18 protein-coding genes are annotated in these 19,622 nt (G+C 73.7%); 5 read left to right on the top strand and 13 right to left on the bottom strand.

Annotation, left to right across the window (positions count from 1 at the left end; genetic code table 11):
- Nucleotides 1-125 precede the first annotated feature (125 nt).
- A complete protein-coding gene (locus QE401_RS07000; RefSeq protein ID WP_307137529.1) occupies nt 126-1,100 on the bottom strand; it encodes a tripartite tricarboxylate transporter substrate-binding protein in 975 nt (324 codons plus the stop codon).
- Nucleotides 1,101-1,124: 24 nt separating this feature from the next.
- Nucleotides 1,125-2,156 (bottom strand): tripartite tricarboxylate transporter substrate binding protein, encoded by a 1,032-nt coding sequence (locus QE401_RS07005; protein ID WP_307137530.1) that lies wholly within the window; start codon nt 2,154-2,156, stop codon nt 1,125-1,127.
- A 302-nt stretch (nt 2,157-2,458) separates the two neighbouring features.
- Between QE401_RS07005 and QE401_RS07010 the strand changes: the two genes are divergently transcribed.
- Complete coding sequence (locus QE401_RS07010) at nt 2,459-3,820, top strand: LLM class flavin-dependent oxidoreductase (RefSeq protein ID WP_307137531.1); 1,362 nt, start codon at nt 2,459-2,461, stop codon at nt 3,818-3,820.
- Nucleotides 3,821-4,020: 200 nt separating this feature from the next.
- On the opposite strand, the gene QE401_RS07015 is transcribed toward QE401_RS07010, so the two are convergent.
- Together QE401_RS07015 and QE401_RS07020 are read right to left on the bottom strand one after the other, a co-directional pair.
- Nucleotides 4,021-4,158, bottom strand: a complete 138-nt coding sequence (locus QE401_RS07015) for a hypothetical protein (protein ID WP_307137532.1) — start codon at nt 4,156-4,158, stop codon at nt 4,021-4,023.
- 3 nt (nt 4,159-4,161) lie between these two features.
- Nucleotides 4,162-5,850 carry an NADPH-dependent assimilatory sulfite reductase hemoprotein subunit gene (locus QE401_RS07020; RefSeq protein WP_307137533.1) on the bottom strand — a complete coding sequence of 563 codons (1,689 nt, stop codon included), beginning with the start codon at nt 5,848-5,850 and terminating at the stop codon, nt 4,162-4,164.
- A 226-nt stretch (nt 5,851-6,076) separates the two neighbouring features.
- Between QE401_RS07020 and QE401_RS07025 the strand changes: the two genes are divergently transcribed.
- From QE401_RS07025 to cysG, 4 genes are read left to right on the top strand one after another with little or no spacing between them, the layout of a single operon-like run.
- The gene (locus QE401_RS07025; protein WP_307137534.1) at nt 6,077-6,841 is read left to right on the top strand and encodes a phosphoadenylyl-sulfate reductase; all 765 of its coding nucleotides are present in this window, start codon (nt 6,077-6,079) and stop codon (nt 6,839-6,841) included.
- Complete coding sequence (cysD, locus tag QE401_RS07030; protein WP_307137535.1) at nt 6,841-7,635, top strand: sulfate adenylyltransferase subunit CysD; 795 nt, start codon at nt 6,841-6,843, stop codon at nt 7,633-7,635. Before QE401_RS07025 ends, cysD begins: the two co-directional genes overlap by 1 nt.
- Before the next feature lie 14 nt (nt 7,636-7,649).
- On the top strand, nt 7,650-9,539 hold the full coding sequence (gene cysC, locus QE401_RS07035; protein ID WP_307137536.1) for an adenylyl-sulfate kinase: 1,890 nt from the start codon (nt 7,650-7,652) through the stop codon (nt 9,537-9,539).
- Nucleotides 9,539-10,882 (top strand): siroheme synthase CysG, encoded by a 1,344-nt coding sequence (gene cysG, locus QE401_RS07040; protein WP_307137537.1) that lies wholly within the window; start codon nt 9,539-9,541, stop codon nt 10,880-10,882. The genes cysC and cysG overlap by 1 nt, the downstream gene beginning before the upstream one ends.
- Nucleotides 10,883-10,910: 28 nt before the next feature.
- Here the strand turns inward: cysG and acpS are convergent, their stop codons facing one another.
- From acpS to QE401_RS07085, 9 genes are all read right to left on the bottom strand, one after another.
- The gene (gene acpS, locus QE401_RS07045) at nt 10,911-11,321 is read right to left on the bottom strand and encodes a holo-ACP synthase (RefSeq protein WP_007002601.1); all 411 of its coding nucleotides are present in this window, start codon (nt 11,319-11,321) and stop codon (nt 10,911-10,913) included.
- A gap of 29 nt (nt 11,322-11,350) precedes the next feature.
- Nucleotides 11,351-13,660 (bottom strand): RelA/SpoT family protein, encoded by a 2,310-nt coding sequence (locus QE401_RS07050; protein WP_373461424.1) that lies wholly within the window; start codon nt 13,658-13,660, stop codon nt 11,351-11,353.
- 37 nt (nt 13,661-13,697) lie between these two features.
- Complete coding sequence (gene rpoZ, locus QE401_RS07055; protein WP_271135387.1) at nt 13,698-14,099, bottom strand: DNA-directed RNA polymerase subunit omega; 402 nt, start codon at nt 14,097-14,099, stop codon at nt 13,698-13,700.
- A gap of 217 nt (nt 14,100-14,316) precedes the next feature.
- A complete protein-coding gene (folK, locus tag QE401_RS07060) occupies nt 14,317-14,814 on the bottom strand; it encodes a 2-amino-4-hydroxy-6-hydroxymethyldihydropteridine diphosphokinase (RefSeq protein ID WP_307137538.1) in 498 nt (165 codons plus the stop codon).
- A gap of 8 nt (nt 14,815-14,822) precedes the next feature.
- A complete protein-coding gene (locus QE401_RS07065; RefSeq protein ID WP_307137539.1) occupies nt 14,823-16,469 on the bottom strand; it encodes an NTP transferase domain-containing protein in 1,647 nt (548 codons plus the stop codon).
- Complete coding sequence (locus tag QE401_RS07070; protein ID WP_307137540.1) at nt 16,466-17,167, bottom strand: XdhC family protein; 702 nt, start codon at nt 17,165-17,167, stop codon at nt 16,466-16,468. Before QE401_RS07070 ends, QE401_RS07065 begins: the two co-directional genes overlap by 4 nt.
- A complete protein-coding gene (locus tag QE401_RS07075) occupies nt 17,164-17,514 on the bottom strand; it encodes an XdhC family protein (protein ID WP_307137541.1) in 351 nt (116 codons plus the stop codon). Before QE401_RS07075 ends, QE401_RS07070 begins: the two co-directional genes overlap by 4 nt.
- Nucleotides 17,511-18,701 (bottom strand): vWA domain-containing protein, encoded by a 1,191-nt coding sequence (locus tag QE401_RS07080; protein WP_307137542.1) that lies wholly within the window; start codon nt 18,699-18,701, stop codon nt 17,511-17,513. The genes QE401_RS07075 and QE401_RS07080 overlap by 4 nt, the downstream gene beginning before the upstream one ends.
- A gap of 4 nt (nt 18,702-18,705) precedes the next feature.
- Nucleotides 18,706-19,620: an AAA family ATPase gene (locus QE401_RS07085; RefSeq protein ID WP_307137543.1), complete on the bottom strand. Its 915-nt coding sequence runs from the start codon at nt 19,618-19,620 to the stop codon at nt 18,706-18,708.
- Nucleotides 19,621-19,622: the final 2 nt, after the last annotated feature.

Genomic DNA, 19,622 nt, shown 5'->3' on the forward strand with positions numbered 1-19,622 from the left:
GGCCGGCCTGGCCGCGCCCTCGGCCGGCGGGGCGCCGGGCCGCCCTGCCGCTGCGCCACCGATCTGCGGGCGACGTTCCGCGCCGGGGCGGGGGCATGCGCGACGCGGCCGTGCCCGGCCGCGGCTCAATCGGGGCGGATCTGCGCCTCGCTCACCAGGCTGGCATAGCGCGCCGTCTCCGCCGCCACGAAGCGGCGGGAGTCCTCGAGGCCGAGGCCGCTGAGGCTGAAGCCCAGCTCGCCCGCCCGCCGCACCAGCCCGGGCTCGGTCAGGCTGGCGCGGAGATCGGCGGAGAGCCGCTCGGCCAGCGGCGCCGGCAGCCCGGCCGGCGCCTGGATGGCGGTCCAGCTGGTGATGGCGAGGCCGGGCGCGCCCAGCTCGGCGGTGGTCGGCACCGCAGGCAGCAGCGGGTGGCGCGCCGGCCCGGTCACCGCAAGGGCGCGCAGCCGGCCGGCCTGAATCTGCGGCAGGCATTCCGGCAAATTCGACACCACGAGATCGATATTGCCGGCCACCAGATCGGTGATCGAGGGCGCGCCGCCGCGATAGGGCGCGTGCTGCAGCGCCTCGCCCGCGCCGGCGGCGCGGCGCAGCAATTCCAGCCCGATATGCGGCGGCGTGCCGGTGCCGGAGGAGCCGCCATTGAGCCGCTGCCGCCGCGCCGCCTCGAGCAGGGCGGGCAGGTCCTGCCAGGGCGCCTCGGCGCGCACCACCACCACCAGCGGCAGCGAGCCGAGCACGCTGAGCGTCGTCAGGTCCTTCAGGAAGTCATAGGGCGCCTGCGGGAAGAGCGAGGCGTTGATCGCATGCGCCAGGGTGATGGCGAGCAAAGTGTGCCCGTCCGGCGGCGCCTTGGCGGCGAGATCGGCGCCGAGCAGGGCGTTGCCGCCCGGCCGGTTCTCCACCAGCACCGGCCGGCCCCAGCCCTCCTGCAGCCGCTGGGCGACCAGGCGGGCGATCAGGTCGGTCTGGCCGGCCGGGGTGAAGGGCACGATCAGCCGCACATTGCGCTCGGGGAAGCCGCTGGCGCGGGCGGCGCCGGGCAGCAGCAGGGCGGCGCCGGCGAGCAGGGCGCGGCGGGTGGGGGCGGGGAAGGGCATGGGCCGGGTTCCTGTCGGGCGGGGTCAGTCGAGCCGGGCGCCGGCGAGGCGCACGATCTCCGGCCAGCGCGCCACATCGGCGGCGAGGCGGGCGGCCAGCGCCTGCGGCGTGCCCGGGCTGGGCTCGAAGCCCTGCTCCAGCAGCGGCGCCGCGATCTCGGCCAGGCCCAGGAGGCGCGTCACCTCGGCATTCAGCCGGTCGATGATGGCGGGATCGGTGCCGGCCGGGGCCAGCAGCCCCTGCCAGGAGACGATCTCGAAGCCGGGCAGCCCGCTCTCGATCGCGGTCGGCACCGCGGGCAGGGCACGGGCGCGCGCCGCGGTGGTGACCAGCAGCGGCCGCAGCCGGCCATCGCGGACATGGCCGGTGGCGGCCGGCAGGGTGAGGAAGACGGCGTCGATATGCCCGGCGATCAGGTCCTGCAGCGCCGGCCCGCCGCCGCGATAGGGCGCATGCGCCCATTCCGCGCCGGTGCGGGATTTCAGCAGCTCGGCCGCCAGATGGCCGATGCTGCCATTGCCGGGCGAGCCCAGGGTGAGGGCGCTGCGGCGCGACAGGGCGACGAACTCCTCCAGCGTCGCGGCGGCGAGGCCGGGCCGCACCACCAGCAGCTGGGCGGTGCTGACCGTCTGCAGGATCGGCGCGAAATCGCGCAGCGGGTCGTAGCCGGGGCGGGGGTAGATCGCCGGGTTGATCGCCAGGCTGTCCCAGCCGACCAGCAGGGTGTGGCCGTCCGGCCGGGCGCGGGCGACCAGCTCGAAGGCGATGTTGCCGCCGGCGCCGGCATGGTTCTCCACCACCACCGTCTGGCCCAGCCTGGCCTGCAGATGGCGGGCCAGCAGCCGCGCCAGCGGGTCGAGGCTGCCGCCCGGCGCCACCGGCACGATCAGGCGCAGCGGCCGCTCCGGCCAGCCGGCGCCCTGCTGCGCCAGGGCGCGGCCGCGCGGCGCGAGCAAGGCCAGCGCCGCCAGGGCCGCGCCGGCGCCGAGCAGGCGGCGGCGGCCGGGCGCGCCCGCGCCCGGTGCCGCGGGCGCTCGCTCCCCGGGTTGGTCCATCGGAAGACCAAGGGCGGAGGCAGGGGAGGCCGCATCAGGGGCCGCGCGGGCGGCCGGGGCGGGGGGCATGGGCGGCTCCTTTTCACGAATTCATTTGCTGACATAATTGAAATACGAATCAAAAACGCATTGCAAATGATTCCACGCCACGTTTCGATGGCCGCCGGCCCCGCCGGTGTCCGCCGCCGGCCGGCCCTGCCCAGCGACGATCCGTGGAGAGCCGGCTGCATGATGCGAGCGAAACCCGAACGCCCTTCCGCCGCAGGCCGCGCTGCCGCGCCGCGCCGCAGGGGATGCCGCGCGTGACCCGCCGGCTGCATCTCAACCTGTTCATCCATGGCCGCGGCCATCACGAGGCCGCCTGGCGGCACCCCGCCGCCACCGCCCGGGCGCTGACCGACCCCGCCTATTATCTGGAGCTGGCCCGGCAGGCGGAGGCCGCCTGCTTCGACGCCGTCTTCTTCGCCGACCACCTGGTGCTGCTGCCGAGCGAGATCGCCCATTCCGTGCAGGGCGGGCTGGAGCCGCTGACCCTGCTCGGCGCGCTGGCCGCCGGCACGCGGCGCATCGGGCTGATCGCCACCGCCTCCACCAGCTATACCGAGCCCTTCAACCTGGCCCGGCAATTCGCCTCGCTCGACCATATCAGCGGCGGCCGGGTGGGCTGGAACATCGTCACCAGCTGGCTCGCCGCCGCCTCGCGCAATTTCGGCCGTGAGGCGCCGCTCGAGCTGGAGGCGCGCTACGCCCAGGCCGAGGAGTTCCTGGCCGTCGCCACCAAGCTGTGGGACAGCTGGGCGCGCGACGCCGTGCTGGACGACCGCGCCGGCGGCCGCTTCGCGCAGCCCGGGCGGGTGCGCCGCTTTGGCCATGCCGGCGCGCATTACCGGGTGGAGGGGCCGCTGAACGTGCCGGCCGGGCCGCAGGGCCGCCCGGTGCTGGTGCAGGCCGGCTCCTCGGCCACCGGCAAGCGCTTCGCCGCCGGCCATGCCGAGCTGGTCTTCACCGCGCATCTGGAAAAGCCGGCGGCGGTGGCCTTCCGCCAGGAGCTGCGCGGCCTGGCGGCCGGGCTCGGCCGCGATGCCGACGCGCTGCGGGTGCTGCCCGGCCTGGGCGCTGCGATCGGCGGCACCGAGGCGGAGGCGCAGCGCCTGTGGGACGAGCTGAACGAGATGGTGGCGCCGAGCGTCGGGCTGGAGCGGCTCTCGGCCCGCTTCGGCGGGCATGATTTCTCGCATCTGCCGCTCGACCGGCCGCTCTCCGTGGCGGATTTCCCGCCCCCCGGCGCGGTGCAGGCGGCGCGCAGCCGGGCCGAGGTGATCACCGAGCTGGTGGCGCGCGAGCGGCCCAGCCTGCGCGCCCTGCTGCACCGGCTGGCCGCGGCGCGCGGCCACTACACCATGGCCGGCACGCCCGAGCAGGTGGCCGATGTGATGGAGGATTGGTTCCGCTCCGGCGCCGCCGATGGCTTCAACATCATGCCCCCGGTGCTGCCGGCGCAATTCACCGCCTTCACCGAGGCGGTGGTGCCGATCCTGCGGCGCCGCGGCCTGTTCCGGGAGGAGTACGAAGCCGCCACGCTGCGCGGCCATCTCGGCCTGCCGCCGGCGCCCAACCAGTTCTTCGACGCGGCGCCGGCCGGCGCGGCGGTGCCGGCGGGCTGAGGCGGCCGCCGCGCTGGCCGGGCGGTGCGGGTGGCGGGTGGCGGGTGGCGCCGCGCCGGGGGGCCGCCTCCACAACGGCACCGCGGCCGATCCCTGTCACGGTTTGCGGCTGCCGCCGCGCGGTGGAAGGCGTCTGGAGGGATGCGCGGGGCCGCGGCGCGCGCGGCGTCCGCCGGATCCGCCTGGGCTCGGGCGGCGGCTCAGGCCCGCGCCAGCCAGGGCAGGCAGGCGGCCAGGCCGATCAGCCCGAGGCTGAGCGCGGCGGCCAGCCACAGCTCCAATTCGCGGTCGCCGCGCCAGCGCCGCAGCCGCTGCCGCCACAGCAGGGCCGGGCGCATGGCTCAGCCCACCAGCGCGGCGCCGAGCAGCGCCTGCAGCGCCGCCTGGCCATGGCGCTGGCAGAAGGCGCCGAAATCCTCCGCCCCCTGGCGCTGCGCCGCCCAGGCGGCCAGGGCCGGCTCCAGCGTCGCCGCGATCGCCTCCAGCCGGACCTTGTCGGCCACCGGGAAGGACAGGCGGGTGCCTTCGAAATCGCCGCCGAGATAGAGCACATAGAGGCCGGGCGCCCGCCCGACCACGCCGATCTCGCCGCCATAGGGCCGGGCGCAGCCATTCGGGCAGCCGGTGATGCGCAGGCTCAGCCGCTCCTCCCGCAGCCCGTGCCGGGCCAGCACCTGCTCGAGATCGTCGACGATGCGCTGCCGCACCCGCTCCCCCTCGGCCAGCGCCTGGCCGCAGCTGGGCAGGGCGACGCAGGCCAGGGTCCAGCGGGCCAGCGGCGTGAGGTCGCCGGCCAGGGCCAGCCCGGCCTCGCGCAGCATGGCCTCCAGCGCGGCGCGGTCGGCGGCGGCGATGTTGGTCAGCAGCAGGTCCTGCTGCGGCGTCACCACCGGGTCGGCGCCGAAGCGGGCGATGGCGTCGCGCAGGCTGCGCCGCAGCGCGCCGCCGATGCGCCCGGCCGGGATCGGCAGGCCGATCCACCAGCGGCCATCGCCCTGCGGGTGCCAGCCGAGCAGCTCCGGCACCGCCAGCGCCGGCAGCGGCCCGGGCTCGGCCAGGGGGCGGCCGAGATCCGCCGCCAGCCATTGCCGCACCCAGTCGACGCCGCGCTCGGCCACCAGGTATTTCAGCCGCGCATGCTTGCGGTCGCTGCGGTCGCCATGGTCGCGGGCCAGGCGGACCGCGGCCTGCGCCAGCTCCAGCACCTCGTCCGGCCCGATGCGGGCGATCGGGTCGGCCAGGCGCGGATAGGTGGCGGGCTTGTTGTGGGTCATGCCCATGCCGCCGCCCAGGGTGACGATCCAGCCGGCGAGCCGGCCCTCCTCCACCACAGCGAGGAAGCCCAGATCATTGGTCAGCAGGTCGGGCGTGTTGTCGCCGGGATGGGCGAGGGCGATCTTGAATTTCCGCGGCAGGTAGGTGGGGCCGTAGAGCGGCTCCTCCTCCGGCCCCTCATTCTGCTCGGGCGCCTCGTCCAGGAAGATCTGGTGATGCGCCCGGCTGCGCGGCAGCAGGGCGGAGGAGAGGCGCACCGCCTCGGCCTCCAGCCGCGCATGCAGCGCGTCGCGCCGCGGCGCCGGGCTGGTGACGACATTGCGCACCACATCGCCGCAGGCGGCCAGGGTGGTCATCAGCGCCTGGTTGATGCCGGCGATCAGCGGCTTGACCGCGCCGCGCGCGACGCCGTGGAACTGGATGCCCTGCCGCGTGGTCAGCCGCAGCGTGGCGTCGCCATACCGGTCGGCCAGCGCGTCCAGCGCCAGCCATTGCGCCGTGCTCAGCCGGCCCGCCGGGCAGCGGACGCGGACCATGAAGCCCCATTCCTTGTCCAGCCCGGCCTGCTTGCGCGGCGTCGCGCTGTCGCGGTCATACTGCTCATAGGTGCCGTGGAATTTCAGCAGGGTGTAGGTTTCCTCGGAAACCCCGCCCTGACTCGCCTCCGCCGCCAGCTCGGCGCCGATATGGCCGCGCAGCCCCTGGCTTTCGGATTTGATCTGCTCGGCGCCGGAGGGCTTCGGTGAGGCGGCCATGCTGCATCCGCTGATCTGGATTCGAGGAATTCCAATTAGCACGATTTAGAAGTGTGTATACCGGGATTCAGCATACCGATTCGCAGAGAGAAAAGGCAAAGGCCCGGCTGGCGCGGCGTTGCCGGCCGACAACGCGGCGCGCCGAAACGCTTTTAGTGCATATTTTGTGGTTGAATTTTTAATTCACCAGACAAAAAGTTTGATCGCCGCCGACCGGGATCCCGCCATGCCCGACGCCCTTGCCACCGCTGCCAGCCCGCCCCCCGCCGCCGTCCGGCGGGCGGCCGAGATCGAGGCGGCGCTGCAGCGCCGCGGCACGGCCGAGGGGCTGGCCTGGCTGGCCACCCGCTTCCGCGGCGAGCTGGCCCTGGTCTCCTCCTTCGGCGCCGAGGCCGCGGTGCTGCTGCATCTGGCCGCCCGCGCCGATCCGGCCATTCCCGTGCTGTTCCTCGACACCGGCAAGCTGTTCCCCGAGACGCTGGCCTATCGCGACCGGCTCGCCGCCCGGCTCGGCCTGCGCGACCTGCGCAGCCTGCGCCCCGAGGCGGCCGCGCTGGCCGGGCAGGACCCGCTGGGCGGGCTCTGGGCCAGCGATGCGGATCGCTGCTGCGCGCTGCGCAAGGTGGCGCCGCTGCGCGCGGCGCTGCGCGGCTTCACCGTCTGGCTGAACGGGCGCAAGCGCTTCCACGCCGCCGGCCGCGTGGCGCTGCGCCTGGCCGAGGCGACGCCGGAGGGCCAGGTCAGCGTGGCGCCACTGGCCGGCTGGGGCGCCGCCGGCATCGCCGCCTATCTGCGCCGCCACGACCTGCCGCCGCACCCGCTGCTGGCGCGCGGTTTTCCCTCGATCGGCTGCCAGCCCTGTACCAGCCGCGCCGCGCCCGGCGAGCCGCCGCGGGCCGGGCGCTGGCGTGGCCAGGACAAGACCGAATGCGGCATCCACCGCCCCGCGCCGCCGCGGGAGACCAGCCCGATGCAGAAAGACCCCCTGTGATGGACGATCTGGACCAGCTCGAAGCCGAGAGCATCTACATCCTGCGCGAGGCCTATAGCCGCATCCGACCCCTGGCGCTGCTCTGGTCGCTCGGCAAGGATTCCAACGTGATGATCTGGCTGGCCAAGAAGGCCTTCCTCGGCCGCGTGCCGTTTCCCGTGGTGCATCTCGACACCGGGCTGGAATTCCCCGAGGTCTATGATTTCCGCGACCGCTATGCGCGCGAATGGCAGCTGACGCTGATCGACGATGCCTGCCCGCCGATCGAGGCGGTCGACGCCGCGCTGCCGCCGGCCTCGCGCCTGGCGGCGCGCAAATCGCACGGGCTGCAGCAGGCGGTGGCGCGCTACGGCTTCCGCGGGCTGATCGCCGGCATCCGCCGCGACGAGCAGGCGACGCGCGCCAAGGAACGCGTCTTCTCGCCGCGCGGCGAGGACAATGCCTGGGATGTGCGCGAGCAGCCGCCGGAGCTGTGGAACCTGTTCAACCTGGACTTCCCGCCGGGCACGCATCTGCGCGTGCACCCGCTGCTGCACTGGACCGAGATCGATGTGTGGCGCTACATCGAACGCGAGGGCATCCCGGTCTGCCCGCTCTATTTCGCGCAGCAGGGGCGGCGCTACCGCTCGCTCGGCGAGATCGGCATCACCTTCCCGATCGACAGCCACGCCGCCGACATCCCCGCCATCGTCGCCGAGCTGCGCGCCACGCGCGCGCCGGAGCGCGCCGGGCGGGCGATGGACCATGAGGGCGAGGACGCCTTCGAGCGGCTGCGCGCCGGCGGCTATCTGTGAGCGGGGCGGCGGCGATGCAGGATGGCCCGGCCACGGCCCCGATCTCCGGTGACGCGCCCGGCACGGCGCGCGCCTTTCCCATCGTGGTGGTCGGCCATGTCGATCACGGCAAGTCGACGCTGATCGGGCGGCTGCTGCACGACACCGGCGCGCTGCCCGAGGAGCGCATCGCGCAGCTGCGCGACAGCGCCGCCCGGCGCGGCCTCGACCTCGAATACTCCTTCCTGCTCGACAGCCTGCAGGTGGAGCGCGACCAGGGCATCACGGTGGATGCCGCGCAGATCTGGTTCAGCTCGGCGCGCCGGCGCTACGCCATCATCGACGCGCCGGGCCATGTCGAGTTCCTGCGCAACATGGTGACCGGCGCCGCGGCGGCCGAGGCGGCGGTGCTGGTGGTCGATGCCCGCGCCGGGATCTGCGAGCAGACGCGCCGGCATGGCTATCTGCTCAGCCTGCTCGGGCTGCGCCAGCTCGCCGTCGCGGTCAACAAGATCGACCTGGTCGATTACGACGCCGCGCATTTCGCCGCGCTGGAGGCGGCGCTGCGGCACTGGCTCGGCGAGCTCGGCCTGGCGCCGGCGGCGATCCTGCCGCTCTCCGCCCGGCATGGCGACAACCTGCTGGCGCGCGGGCCGAACCTCTCCTGGTATGAGGGGCCGACGCTGCTCGGCGCGCTCGACGGCTTCCGCCCGCGCGAGCCGGCGGAGGACGCGCCGCTGCGCCTGCCGGTGCAGGATGTCTACCGCCAGGGCGAGCAGCGCATCGCCGTCGGCCGCATCGAGAGCGGGCGCCTCGCCGTGGGCGACCGGCTGTGCTTCGCCCCTGGCGGGCAGCAGGCGCGCATCGCCGGCATCGAGATGTGGAACGGCCGCCGCGAGCGGCGCTCGGCCGGGGCGGGGGAGAGCGTCGCGCTGCGCTTCGAGGAGGCGGTGTTCATCGAGCGCGGCGTCATCGCCGCCCATGCCGGTCAGGCGCCGCGCGAGAGCCATGTGGCGAATGTGCAGCTGTTCTGGCTGGACCGCGAGCCGCTGCGCGAGGGCGACCGGCTGCTGCTGCGCCATGGCACCACCGCGCAGCGCGTCACCGTCGAGGCGATCGAGGCGGTGATCGATGTCGAGACGCTGACCGCGAGCCCGGCCAGCTTCCTGCCGCAGAACGGGGTGGCGCGCGCCCGGCTGCGCGCGCGCCGGGCCATGGCGATCGACAGCTACGGGGAGAACCCGCGCACCGGCCGCGGCGTGCTGGTGCGCGGCCACCGCCTGGTCGGCGGCTGCATCGTCGAGGCGCTGCCCGAGCAGGCGCTCGACCTGACCGCCATCGACGCGCCGGTGACGCGGGCGGAGCGCGCCCTGGCCAATGGCCATCGCGGCGGCGTGCTGTGGCTGACCGGGCTGCCCGGCGCGGGCAAGAGCACCCTCGCCATGCGCCTGCTGCGGGCGCTGACCGATGCCGGGCGCCAGGCCTATGTGCTGGATGGCGACAATCTCCGCCAGGGGCTGAACCGCGATCTCGGCTTCCGCGAGGAGGACCGGCGCGAGAACACCCGCCGCACCGCCGAGCTGGCGCGGCTGCTGGCCGATGCCGGGCTGATCGTCATCGTCGCGCTGATCTCGCCGCTGGCGGCGCATCGCGCGCTGGCGCGGCAGCTGGTGGGCGAGGGCTTCCACGAGATCTACGTCAAGGCCGACCTCGCCACCTGCGAGGCGCGCGACCCCAAGGGGCTGTACCGCAAGGCGCGGCAGGACCAGCTGGCGGATTTCACCGGCGTCTCGGCGCCTTATGAGCCGCCGGCCGAGCCGGGCCTGGTGGTCGACACCGCTGCCGGCAGCGTCGAGGCCTGCCTGGCCCTGCTGCTGCGGCACAGCCAGGCGGCCTTCGCCCTGTCACAGCGGGATGCGGCCTGATGCGGCATTTCCCGATCTTCCTCGACCTGCAGGACCGCGAGGTGCTGCTGCTGGGCGGCGGCGAGGCGCTGGAGGCCAAGGCCGCGCTGCTGGCCGCGGCCGGTGCCCGGCTGCGCCAGGCCGCGCGCTTCAGCCCGGCGCTGCTGGAGGGCATCGCGCTGGCCTGCGGCGCCGGCGCGCCGGAGGCGGAGCTGCGCGCCCTGTCCGAGGCCTGCCGCGCCCGCGGCATCCCGGTCAATGTGGTGGACCGGCCGGAGCTCTGCGGCTTCATCACCCCGGCGATCATCGACCGCGACCCGGTGACCATCGCCATCGGCACCGGCGGCGCCGCGCCGGTGCTGGCGCGCCTGCTGCGGCAGCGGATCGAGAGCGTGCTGGCGCCCGGGATCGGGCGGGTGGCGGCGCTGGCGCGGCATTTCCAGCAGGCCATCCGGGCCCGGCTGCCCGATCTGGCCTCGCGGCGCCGCTTCCTGGACGCCGCGCTGGACGGGCCGGCCGCGCGCCTGGCGGAGGCGGGGCAGGAGGCGGCGGCGCGGGCCGTCTTCGCCGCCGCCCTTGAGGCGGCCGGGACGGCGCCGCCGGGCAGCGTGCATCTGGTCGGCGCCGGGCCGGGCGCGGCCGATCTGCTGACGCTGCGCGCGCTCCGCCTGCTGGGCGAGGCCGACATCATCGTGCATGACCGGCTGGTGCCGGAGGCGGTGCTGGACATGGCCCGGCGCGATGCGCGGCGCATCCATGTCGGCAAAGCGCGCGGCCATCACTGCCTGCCGCAGCCCGAGATCAACGCGCTGCTGATCCGCCTGGCGCGGGAGGGCCACAAGGTGGTGCGGCTGAAGGGCGGCGATCCCTTCGTCTTCGGCCGCGGCGGGGAGGAGCTGGAGGCGCTGCGCGCGGCCGGCATCGCCTGCGAGGTGGTGCCCGGCATCACCGCCGCCCTGGCCTGCGCTGCCCAGGCCGGCATCCCGCTGACGCATCGCGACCATGTGCGCAGCCTGACCCTGGTCACCGGCCATACGCGGGAGGGCAGGCTGGAGGTCGATTTCGTCGCCCTGGCGCGGCCCGGCCAGACCATCGCTGTCTATATGGGCGTTACCACGCTGGGCGCGCTGTTCGAGGGCATCACCGCCGCCGGCGGCGATGCGGAGCAGCCGGCCGCCTTCATCGAGAGCGGCGGCACGCCGCGCCAGCGCGTGCTGCGCGGCAGCTTCGCCGAGGTGGCGCGGCAGGCCCGGGGCTGGGTCGGCGGCGGCCCGGCGCTGCTGATCCTGGGCACGGTGTGCGGGCCGGACCCGGCCCGGCCGCCCGCCTCGCGCGCCGCGCCGGCGGCGCTGGCGGAGGCCTGACGCGCCGGCCCGGTGGGGCGCCGGGCCCTCAGGGCACCAGGCGCACGGCGGAGATGATCACCACCGCCTGGGCATAGGGGTATTCGTCGGTCATGGTCAGGCTGACCTGGGCGCCGAAGCCCATCGGCGTGATGGCGTCCAGCCGCTTCGCCGCACCCCCGGTCAGCCGCAGCGAGGGCTGGCCGGTGGAGAGGTTCACCACGCCGAGATCGCGCCAGAACACGCCCTGGCGGAAGCCGGTGCCGAGCGCCTTGCTGGCCGCCTCCTTCGCCGCGTAGCGCTTGGCATAGGTGGCGGCGCGCAGCTTTTCGGTGCGGCTATCGGCCTTGCGGCGCTCCAGCGGCGTGAAGATGCGCTGCAGGAAGCGCTCGCCATGCCGCTCCAGCACCCGCTCGATGCGGCGGATGTCCACGATGTCGTTGCCGAGGCCGATGATCATGTGCGGGCGGGGTCCATCCAGCTTGGCCGTCAGGCCTTGCTGCGCTCCACCTGGATGATGCCCGGGCAGGCGCGCAGCGCGGCGATGACGTTGGAGAGGTGGCGCAGATCCGTCACCTCCAGATCGACCAGCACCTCGGCATAGTCCGGGGCGCGGTGGGCGAAGCGCAGATTGTGCAGCTTGCCATGCTGCTTGGCGATGACGACGGTCATCGCGGCGATGGCCGAATCCTCATTGGCCGTCACCACCTCGAGCCGGCCGAGATGCGCGCCGCCGGAGCCGGCCTCGTAATCCCAGTCGACATCGATGAAGCGCTCCGGCGTCGCGGCCAGCGCCTCCAGATTGTGGCAGTCGCTCTTGTGGATGGTGACGCCGCGGCCGGTCGAGACGATGCCGACGATGCGGTCGCCGGGCACCGGATGGCAGCAGCCGGCGAACTGCACCGCCATGCCGGCGACCAGGCCGGTGATGCCATGGCTGGCCTCGCGCCGCCGCTCGGTGCGCACGGTGGTGGCGCCGGGCTTGCCGCGGGCCCGCGTCAGCGGCAGCGGGTCCATCACCCGCGGCGGGCCGCGCAGCTCGGGGAAGGCGGCGTGCAGCACCTCGCGGGCGGAGATGTTGCCATTGCCGACGGCGACGCAGAGCTCCTCGAAGCCCGGCTGCTTCAGCACCTTCAGCGCCGGCTCGACCAGCTTCTCGGAGAAGTCGATGCCCTCCTGGCGGAAGGCCTTGGCGATGGCGCTGCGGCCCTGCTCCTGGAACTCCGTCCGCTGCCGCGCCATGGCGAAGCGCTTGATGCGCGCCTTGGCCTTGCCGGTGACGACGAAGCGTTCCCAGGCCGGGTTCGGCGTGCCGCCGCGGGCGGTGATGATCTCGACCTGGTCGCCATTCTCCAGCCGGTGGCGGAGCGGCACGATGCGGCCATTGATCTTGGCGCCGACACAGGCATCGCCCACCTGGCTGTGCACCTGGTAGGCGAAGTCGACCGGCGTCGCGCCGCGCGGCAGGGCGATCAGATCGCCCTTCGGCGTGAAGCAGAAGACCTGGTCCTGGTGCAAAGCGAGCTTGGTGTGCTCCAGGAACTCGCCCGGCTCGGCGGCGGATTCCAGGATCTCCAGCAGCTCGCGCACCCAGGGGTAGCGGCGCTGGGTGGGGGCGGGGGCCGGGGTGGCGCTGCCCTCCTGCTTGTACATCCAATGCGCGGCGACACCGTATTCGGCGATCTCGTGCATGTCCGGCGTGCGGATCTGCACCTCGATCTTGGCGTTGCGCCGCTCCGGCACGGTGACGCCGGTGTGCAGCGACTGGTAGCCATTCGGCTTGGGCGTCGAGATGTAGTCCTTGAACCGCCCGGGCACCACGCGATAGGCCGAATGGATGGCGCCCAGCGCCGCGTAGCAATTCGCCTTGTCGGTGGTCAGCACGCGGAAGGCCATGATGTCCGAGAGCTGCTCGAACTCGACCTTCTTCTCGTACATCTTCATCCAGATCGAGTAGGGCGATTTCTCGCGCCCCGTCACCTCGACCACCGGCACCTCGGCCGCCGCCAGCCGCGCCTTCAGGTCGGCCGCGATCTCGTCGATCAGGTCGGCGCCCTGGCCGCGCAGGAAGGCGAGCCGCGCGGTGATGGTCTGGTAGGCGTCCGGCTGCAGCTCGCGGAAGGCCAGCGATTGCAGCTCGCTCTTCACCGCGTCCATGCCGATGCGCTCGGCCAGCGGCGCGTAGATCTCCATCGTCTCGCGGGCGACGCGGGCGCGGCTTTCCGGCTTCGGCTTGAAATGCAGCGTCCGCATGTTGTGCAGGCGGTCGGCCAGCTTGACCAGCAGCACGCGGATATCCTCGCTCATGGCGAGGACCAGCTTGCGGAAATTCTCCGCCTGCTTGGTGCGCTCCGATTGCAGTTCCAGCCGCGTCAGCTTGGTGACGCCATCCACCAGCCGGGCGATGTCGGCGCCAAAGCGCTTCTCCAGCTCGCCCAGGGAGTAGCTGGTATCCTCGACGACATCATGCAGCAGGGCGGTGGCGATGGTCGCGGTGTCCAGCCGGTAGCCAGCCAGGATGCCGGCGACGGCCAGCGGATGGGTGATGTAGGGGTCGCCATTCTCGCGCGACTGCGAGGCATGGGCGGTGGCGGCCAGATTGTAGGCCGCCTCGATCAGCGCCATGTCGGCGCGCGGATCATAGGCCGCGACGCGGCGGGCCAGCTCGGTGCCGGGCGTCTCGACCGCCGGCGCGGCGCCGGGCTGGACAGCGCGGGCGGCGGGGCCGGGCGGGGGCGGCGGCGGGGTGCTGGGGGTGGGCGTGGCCACCCCCTCGGGCGCGCGGGGCGCCGGGATCAAGTCAGGCCCGGCGCCGGGTTTCAAGCGCGCCCCCGGCTCAGCGGCGGCCGCCGCCGCCGAGCTCGGCGGCGATCGCCGCCTCGATATCGTCGGGCGAGAGGTCCTCGAGGCCGGCGCCCTCGGGCGCGGCGTCGTCGCTGACATCCATCACGCCGAAGATGTTCTCGTCGGTGGCGATGAGGTCGATCACCTCTTCCTCCACCGGCTCCGGCTCCGGCGCGCGCAGCAGGGACTTGACCAGATCCTGCTCCAGCCCGTCCAGGCTCACCGTCTCATCGGCGATCTCGCGCAGCGCAACGACCGGGTTCTTGTCGTTGTCGCGGTCGAGGGTCAGCTCCTCGCCGCGGCTGATGTTGCGGGCGCGCTGCGCGGCGAGCAGGACCAGCTCGAAGCGGTTCGGGATCTTCAGAATGCAGTCTTCGACCGTGACGCGGGCCATGGGGGAGGCCTCCAACTCGATGCCGTGCGGAACCTGTCAGATAGCCATCGCACCCGCGAAAGGCAAGCCATATGGGGGCAGGAGCGGAAACAGGGTAGGGAAGAGGGCCTTCTTTTTCTGAAGAAAAAGAACTTTTTTCAGGCTGCCGCCGTCTTCCGGTGAAGCGGGACGCCAGACAGACAAAAGTTTTTTGGTTCTTTTTTCCAAAAAAGAATCCTTACTTGCTGATTTTCCTCATCCCTGCTTCCGGCAGTTCCGCCAGCAGCGCCTCGACACTCTGCCCGAGCTGCGGATGCACCCAGCCCGGCGCCACTTCCGACAAAGGCTGCAGCACGAAGCGGCGCAGATGCGCGCGCGGATGCGGCAGGATCGGGTCCGGCGACTCCCGCACTGCCTCGCCCATGGCGATGATATCGAGGTCGAGCGTGCGGGGCGCGTTGGGGTAGGGCCGCTCCCGCCCCGCCGCATCCTCGATCGCCTGCAGCGCGGCCAGCAGCGCGGCCGGGTCCAGCGTGCCCTCGCAGCGGGCGACGCCGTTGACATACCAGGGCGCGCCGGGGCTGGGCGGCTCGGGCGCCGTCTCCCACCAGGCGGAGACCGCCTGCACGGCCAGCCCCGGGATGCGGGCCATGGCATCGACCGCCGCCTCGCAGGTCGCGCGCGGGGCGGCGCCGTCCCGCCCCGGCAGATTGGCGCCGAGCGCGATCAGGATCATCCCCCCGCTCAGCCCTTGCCGCCGAAATCCGGGGAGAGGCGCAGCGCGTCGGTGGTGTCGAAATCGCGCAGCACGGCGTCGTCGGCCATCTCCACCTCATGCACCCGGTCGGCATATTTGCCGGCCAGGTGGCGGGCGCCGACATCGCCGGTGATCTGCAGCATCTCGGGGATGAATTCCCGCGCCCAGAGCATCGGGTTGCCCTGCTTGCCGCGGAAGGTCGGCATGACGATGGCGCGGCCTTCCTCCGGGTCGAAGGCGGCCATCAGCCGGTCCAGCATGGCGCCGGTGACCAGCGGCATGTCGCCCAGGCAGACGATGACGCCCTCGGCCTCCGGCGGCAGGGCGGCCAGCCCCGCCTTCAGCGAGCCGGAGAGGCCCTGGTTGTAATCCTCGGTCTGGGCGAAGAGCACCGGGCGGCCGGACAGCGCCTCCTCCACCCGCTCGCGCTCATAGCCGGTGACGACCACGACCGGGCGGGCGCGGCTGTCCAGCACATTGGCGACGACGCGGGCGACCATCGGCATGCCCTTCTGGTCGGTCACCATCAGCTTGTTCAGCGGCGCCATGCGGCGGGAACGGCCGGCGGCCAGCACCAGCGCCGCCACCTGGCGCGGCCGGCGCGGCGCGGCGCCGGGGGCCTGGGCGCGCGGGGCGGAATCGCGCGGCAGGGGCCGGGTCTCGATCTCCTTCAGCAGCCCGCCCACGCCCATGCGGGCGATCTCGGCGCTGGCCACCGGCAGGCCGGCGAAGAGCCGCTGCAGCACCCAGTCGAAGCCGTTCAGCTTCGGGCTGCGGGCGCAGCCGGGCAGCACCAGGGCCGGGATCTCGCCGATGCGGCCCAGGCAGAGCAGGTTGCCCGGATCCACCGGCATGCCGAAATGCTCGATCGTGCCGCCGGCGCGGGTGATGGCGGCGGGGCCGGCATCGCGCCGGTCGACCACGGCGGACGCCCCGGCGATCAGCAGCAGCTCGGCGCCGGCGCGCTTCAGCCGGGCCAGCGCCTCGGCGATGGCGCCTTCCTCGTGCCGGCAGCGCTCGGGCGGCAGCAGCTGGCCGGCCAGCGCGGTGACGCGGGCCTCCGTCGCCTCCACCGCGCCCTCCATGATGCTTTCCTTGAGCCCGGGCAGCTCGGTCAGCACCAGCCCGACCTTCAGCGGGCGGAAGGGGTGGATGGCGAGGGCGCGGCCGCTGCGCGCCACGGCCTCCGCCACCTGCAGCACGCCGCCCGGCACGGCGAAGGGGATGATCTTCACCGTCGCCAGCATCTCCCGCGCGGTGACCGGGGTGTGGTTCGGCAGGGTGGCCAGGGTGATGCTTTCGTCCAGCGCGTTCAGCCGGTGGATCAGCGCCTCGTTCACCACCAGCAGTCCGGCGGCATCGGCCAGCATGTTCACCCGGCCCGTCGCGGCGCGGGAGCGGGCCAGCAGCGGACCCAGCAGCGCCTCGCCCAGCCGGTGGGCGGCCTCGTCCTCCGGCACGTCGCCGGATTCCAGCCGGGCGGCCACCACCTCCCGCTTGCCGGCGGCGCGCAGCGCCTCGATCGCCTCGGCATCCAGCACCGTGCCCTTCTTCAGGACACGGCCGGGGAGGCGCAGCGTGTGCGCCAGCACCGCGCCCTGCGCGGCATCGAGCGGGGTGGGGCCGAAGATCATGCGCTGTTCCTGGTGCCGAGGGCGGCGCCGCGGCGCCGCGCCACGATCTCGGCCATGATGGAGAGGGCGATTTCCGGCGCGGTGACGGCGCCGATGGACAGGCCGATGGGGGCGGCGATGCGCGCGCATTCGGCCTCGGTCAGCCCCGCCTCGGCCAGCCGCGCCAGGCGCTTGGCATGGGTGCGCCGGCTGCCCAGCGCGCCGACATAGAAGGCGGGGGAGCGCAAGGCGACCTCGAGCGCCGGGTCGTCCAGCTTCGGGTCGTGGGTCAGCGTCACCACGGCGCTGCGGGAATCCGGGGCCAGGCGCGCCATCGCCTCATCCGGCCAGTCATCGACCAGGGTGACGCCGGCGCCGAAGCGTTCCTCGGTGGCGAAGGCGCGGCGCGGATCCACCACGGTGACGGCATAGCCGAGCCCCACCGCCATCGGCACCAGCGCCTGGGCGATGTGCACGGCGCCGACCACGATCAGCCGCAGCCGCGGATTGTGCGGCTGCACGAACCAGCTCTCATTGCCCTCGGTGAGCGTCGCGGCCGCATCGCCGGCCAGCGCCGCCTCGGCCGCGGCGCGCAGCGCCTCGGGCATGGAATCCTCGGGGTGCAGGTGCTGGGCGCCGTCGGAGAGGCGCGTCAGCACCGCGACCGGGCGGCCCTCGGCGCGCGCCGCCTGCAGCCGGGCGAGCAGCGCCGCCTTCATGCCGCCTGTCCCGGTTCGGGCTGTCCCGGTTCGAGCTTCTCGACAAAGACCTTCAGCTTGCCGCCGCAGGCCAGGCCCACCTCCCAGGCGCGCTCGTCGCTGATGCCGAAATCCAGCAGCTGCGGCGTGCCGCTCGCCATGGTGGCGCGGGCGGCGTCCGCCACCGCGCCCTCGATGCAGCCGCCGGAGACGCTGCCGGCCAGCCGGCCCGAGGCGGTGACCGCCAGATGCGAGCCCGCCGGGCGCGGCGAACTGCCCCAGGTCTCCACCACGGTGGCCAGGGCAACGGTCTCGCCCTGCTTCAGCCAGGCCTCGGCGGTGCCGAGGATGTCCTCCTGGTCGCTCATGCCATACCTCCCGCAACGCCGCGCGGCGCCGGGGCGGAAAGGCTCGCCACCAGCGCGCGCAGGCTGTCGATGTTGTGGACCGGACGGTGCTCATGCACCAGGGGGAGCATGGTGCGCACCCCCTGCGGCCGCGGCTGGAACCCGGCATAGCGCAGCAGCGGGTTCAGCCAGATCAGCCGGCGGCAGGAGTTGCGCAGCCGCTCGGTGGCCGCCGCCAGCCGGGCCAGGTCGGCGGCGTCGCCGCGCTCCAGCCCGTCGGTGATCAGCAGCACCACCGCGCCCTGGCCCAGCACGCGGCGCGACCATTGCCGGTTGAACAGCTCCAGCGCCGCGCCGATGCGGGTGCCACCCGACCAGTCCTGCACCGCGTGGCCGACCAGCTCGAAGGCCACCTCGGCGTCGCGGTGGCGCAGCTGGCGGGTGATGTTGGTGAGCCTGGTGCCGAACAGGAAGGCGGCGACGCGGTCGCGGTCATTGGTCACCGCATGGATGAAATGCAGCAGGATCTGCGCATAGCGCCCCATGCTGCCGGAAATGTCGCAGAGCACCACCAGCGGTGGCGGCCGCACCACGCGCTGGCTGCGGCGCAGCGCGGTGATCTCGCCGCCCTGGCGCAGGCTGGCGCGCAAAGTGGCGCGGAGGTCGGCGCGCGCGCCGGAAGGGTGCGGGCGGAAGCGGCGCGTCGGGCGGTGGTCCAGCGGCAGGGAAAGGCGGCGGATCTCGGCCCGGGCGGTGGCCAACTCGGCGGCGCTCATCGCCTCGAAATCCATCTTCCGCAGCGCCTCGCTGGCGCTGACCGTCATCGTCGCCTCGATGCGCCGTTCCTCGGGTGGCGGCGGGGCGGCGGGCGGGGTGCGGCTGCCGGGCAGGGCCTCGGCCAGGCGGCGGCCGCCCGGGGGCGGCTTGGGCGGTTCCTTGCCACGGTTCAGCGCATCCATGGCGGCGGCGTGGCGGCCGGCCTCCGGGTCGCGCCACCACAGCGCGAAGGCGTGGTCGAAGATCTCCTGGTGCTCGTGCCGGTGCACCAGCGTGGCGCGGAGCGCGGCGCGCACCTCGCGCCGGTCGCCCAGCTCGATGCGGGTCAGCGCCTCGGCGCCCGCCAGCAGCTCGGCCGGGCCGAGCGGCAGGCCGGCGCGGCGCAGCATCCGCCCGAAACCCAGCAGATTGGCGGCGAGCGCCCCGCTCATGGGCTCAGAACGGCATGGCGGGGGTGGCGGGGGCGCGCACGGCCTCGACCAGCTTCGCCGCCTCGGCGCCGCGCAGCTTGGCGATGTCGTCCTGGTATTTCAGCAGCGCGCCCAGCGTCTCATCGACCAGCGGCGGGTCCAGCTCGCGCGCCTCCAGCGCCTGCAGCGCGGCGGCCCAGTCGATGGTCTCGGCCACCCCCGGATACTTGAAGAAATCGCCCGAGCGCAGCGCCTGGACGAAGGCCACCACCTGGGCCGAGAGCGCCTCCGGCAGGCCGGGCAGGCGGCGGGCCAGGATGGCGCGCTCGCGCACCGCATCGGGGTAGTCGACCCAATGGTAGAGGCAGCGGCGGCGGATGGCGTCATGCACCTCACGCGTGCGGTTGCTGGTCAGCACCACGATGGGGGGCGTCGCCGCCTTGACCGTGCCGAGCTCCGGGATGGTGAGCTGGAAATCGGCCAGGATCTCCAGCAGGAAGGCCTCGAAGGGCTCGTCGGCGCGGTCCAGCTCGTCGATCAGCAGCACGGCGGGCGGGCCGGACAGCGCCGCCAGCAGCGGCCGCTCCTGCAGGAAGCGGCGGTCATAGATGCCGGCCTCCAGCCGCGCCCGGTCGGTCTCGCCGGCGGCCTCGGCCAGGCGGATCGCCATCAGCTGGCGGGCATGGTTCCACTCATAGGCGGCGGCCGAGAGGTCCAGCCCGTCATAGCATTGCAGCCGCACCAGCCGCCGGCCGAGGCCGGCGGCCAGCACCTTGGCGATCTCCGTCTTGCCGGTGCCGGGCTCGCCCTCCAGGAAGAGCGGCCGGCCCATGGAGAGCGCCAGGAAGATGGTGGTGGCGAGCGCCCGGTCGGCGACATAGCCGCCGGCCTCCAGCAGGCGCTCGGTCTCGGCGACCGAACCGGGCAGCGTCGCGCTCATGC

The sequence above is a fragment of the Pseudoroseomonas cervicalis genome, from assembly GCF_030818485.1.
Taxonomy (GTDB): domain Bacteria; phylum Pseudomonadota; class Alphaproteobacteria; order Acetobacterales; family Acetobacteraceae; genus Pseudoroseomonas; species Pseudoroseomonas cervicalis_A.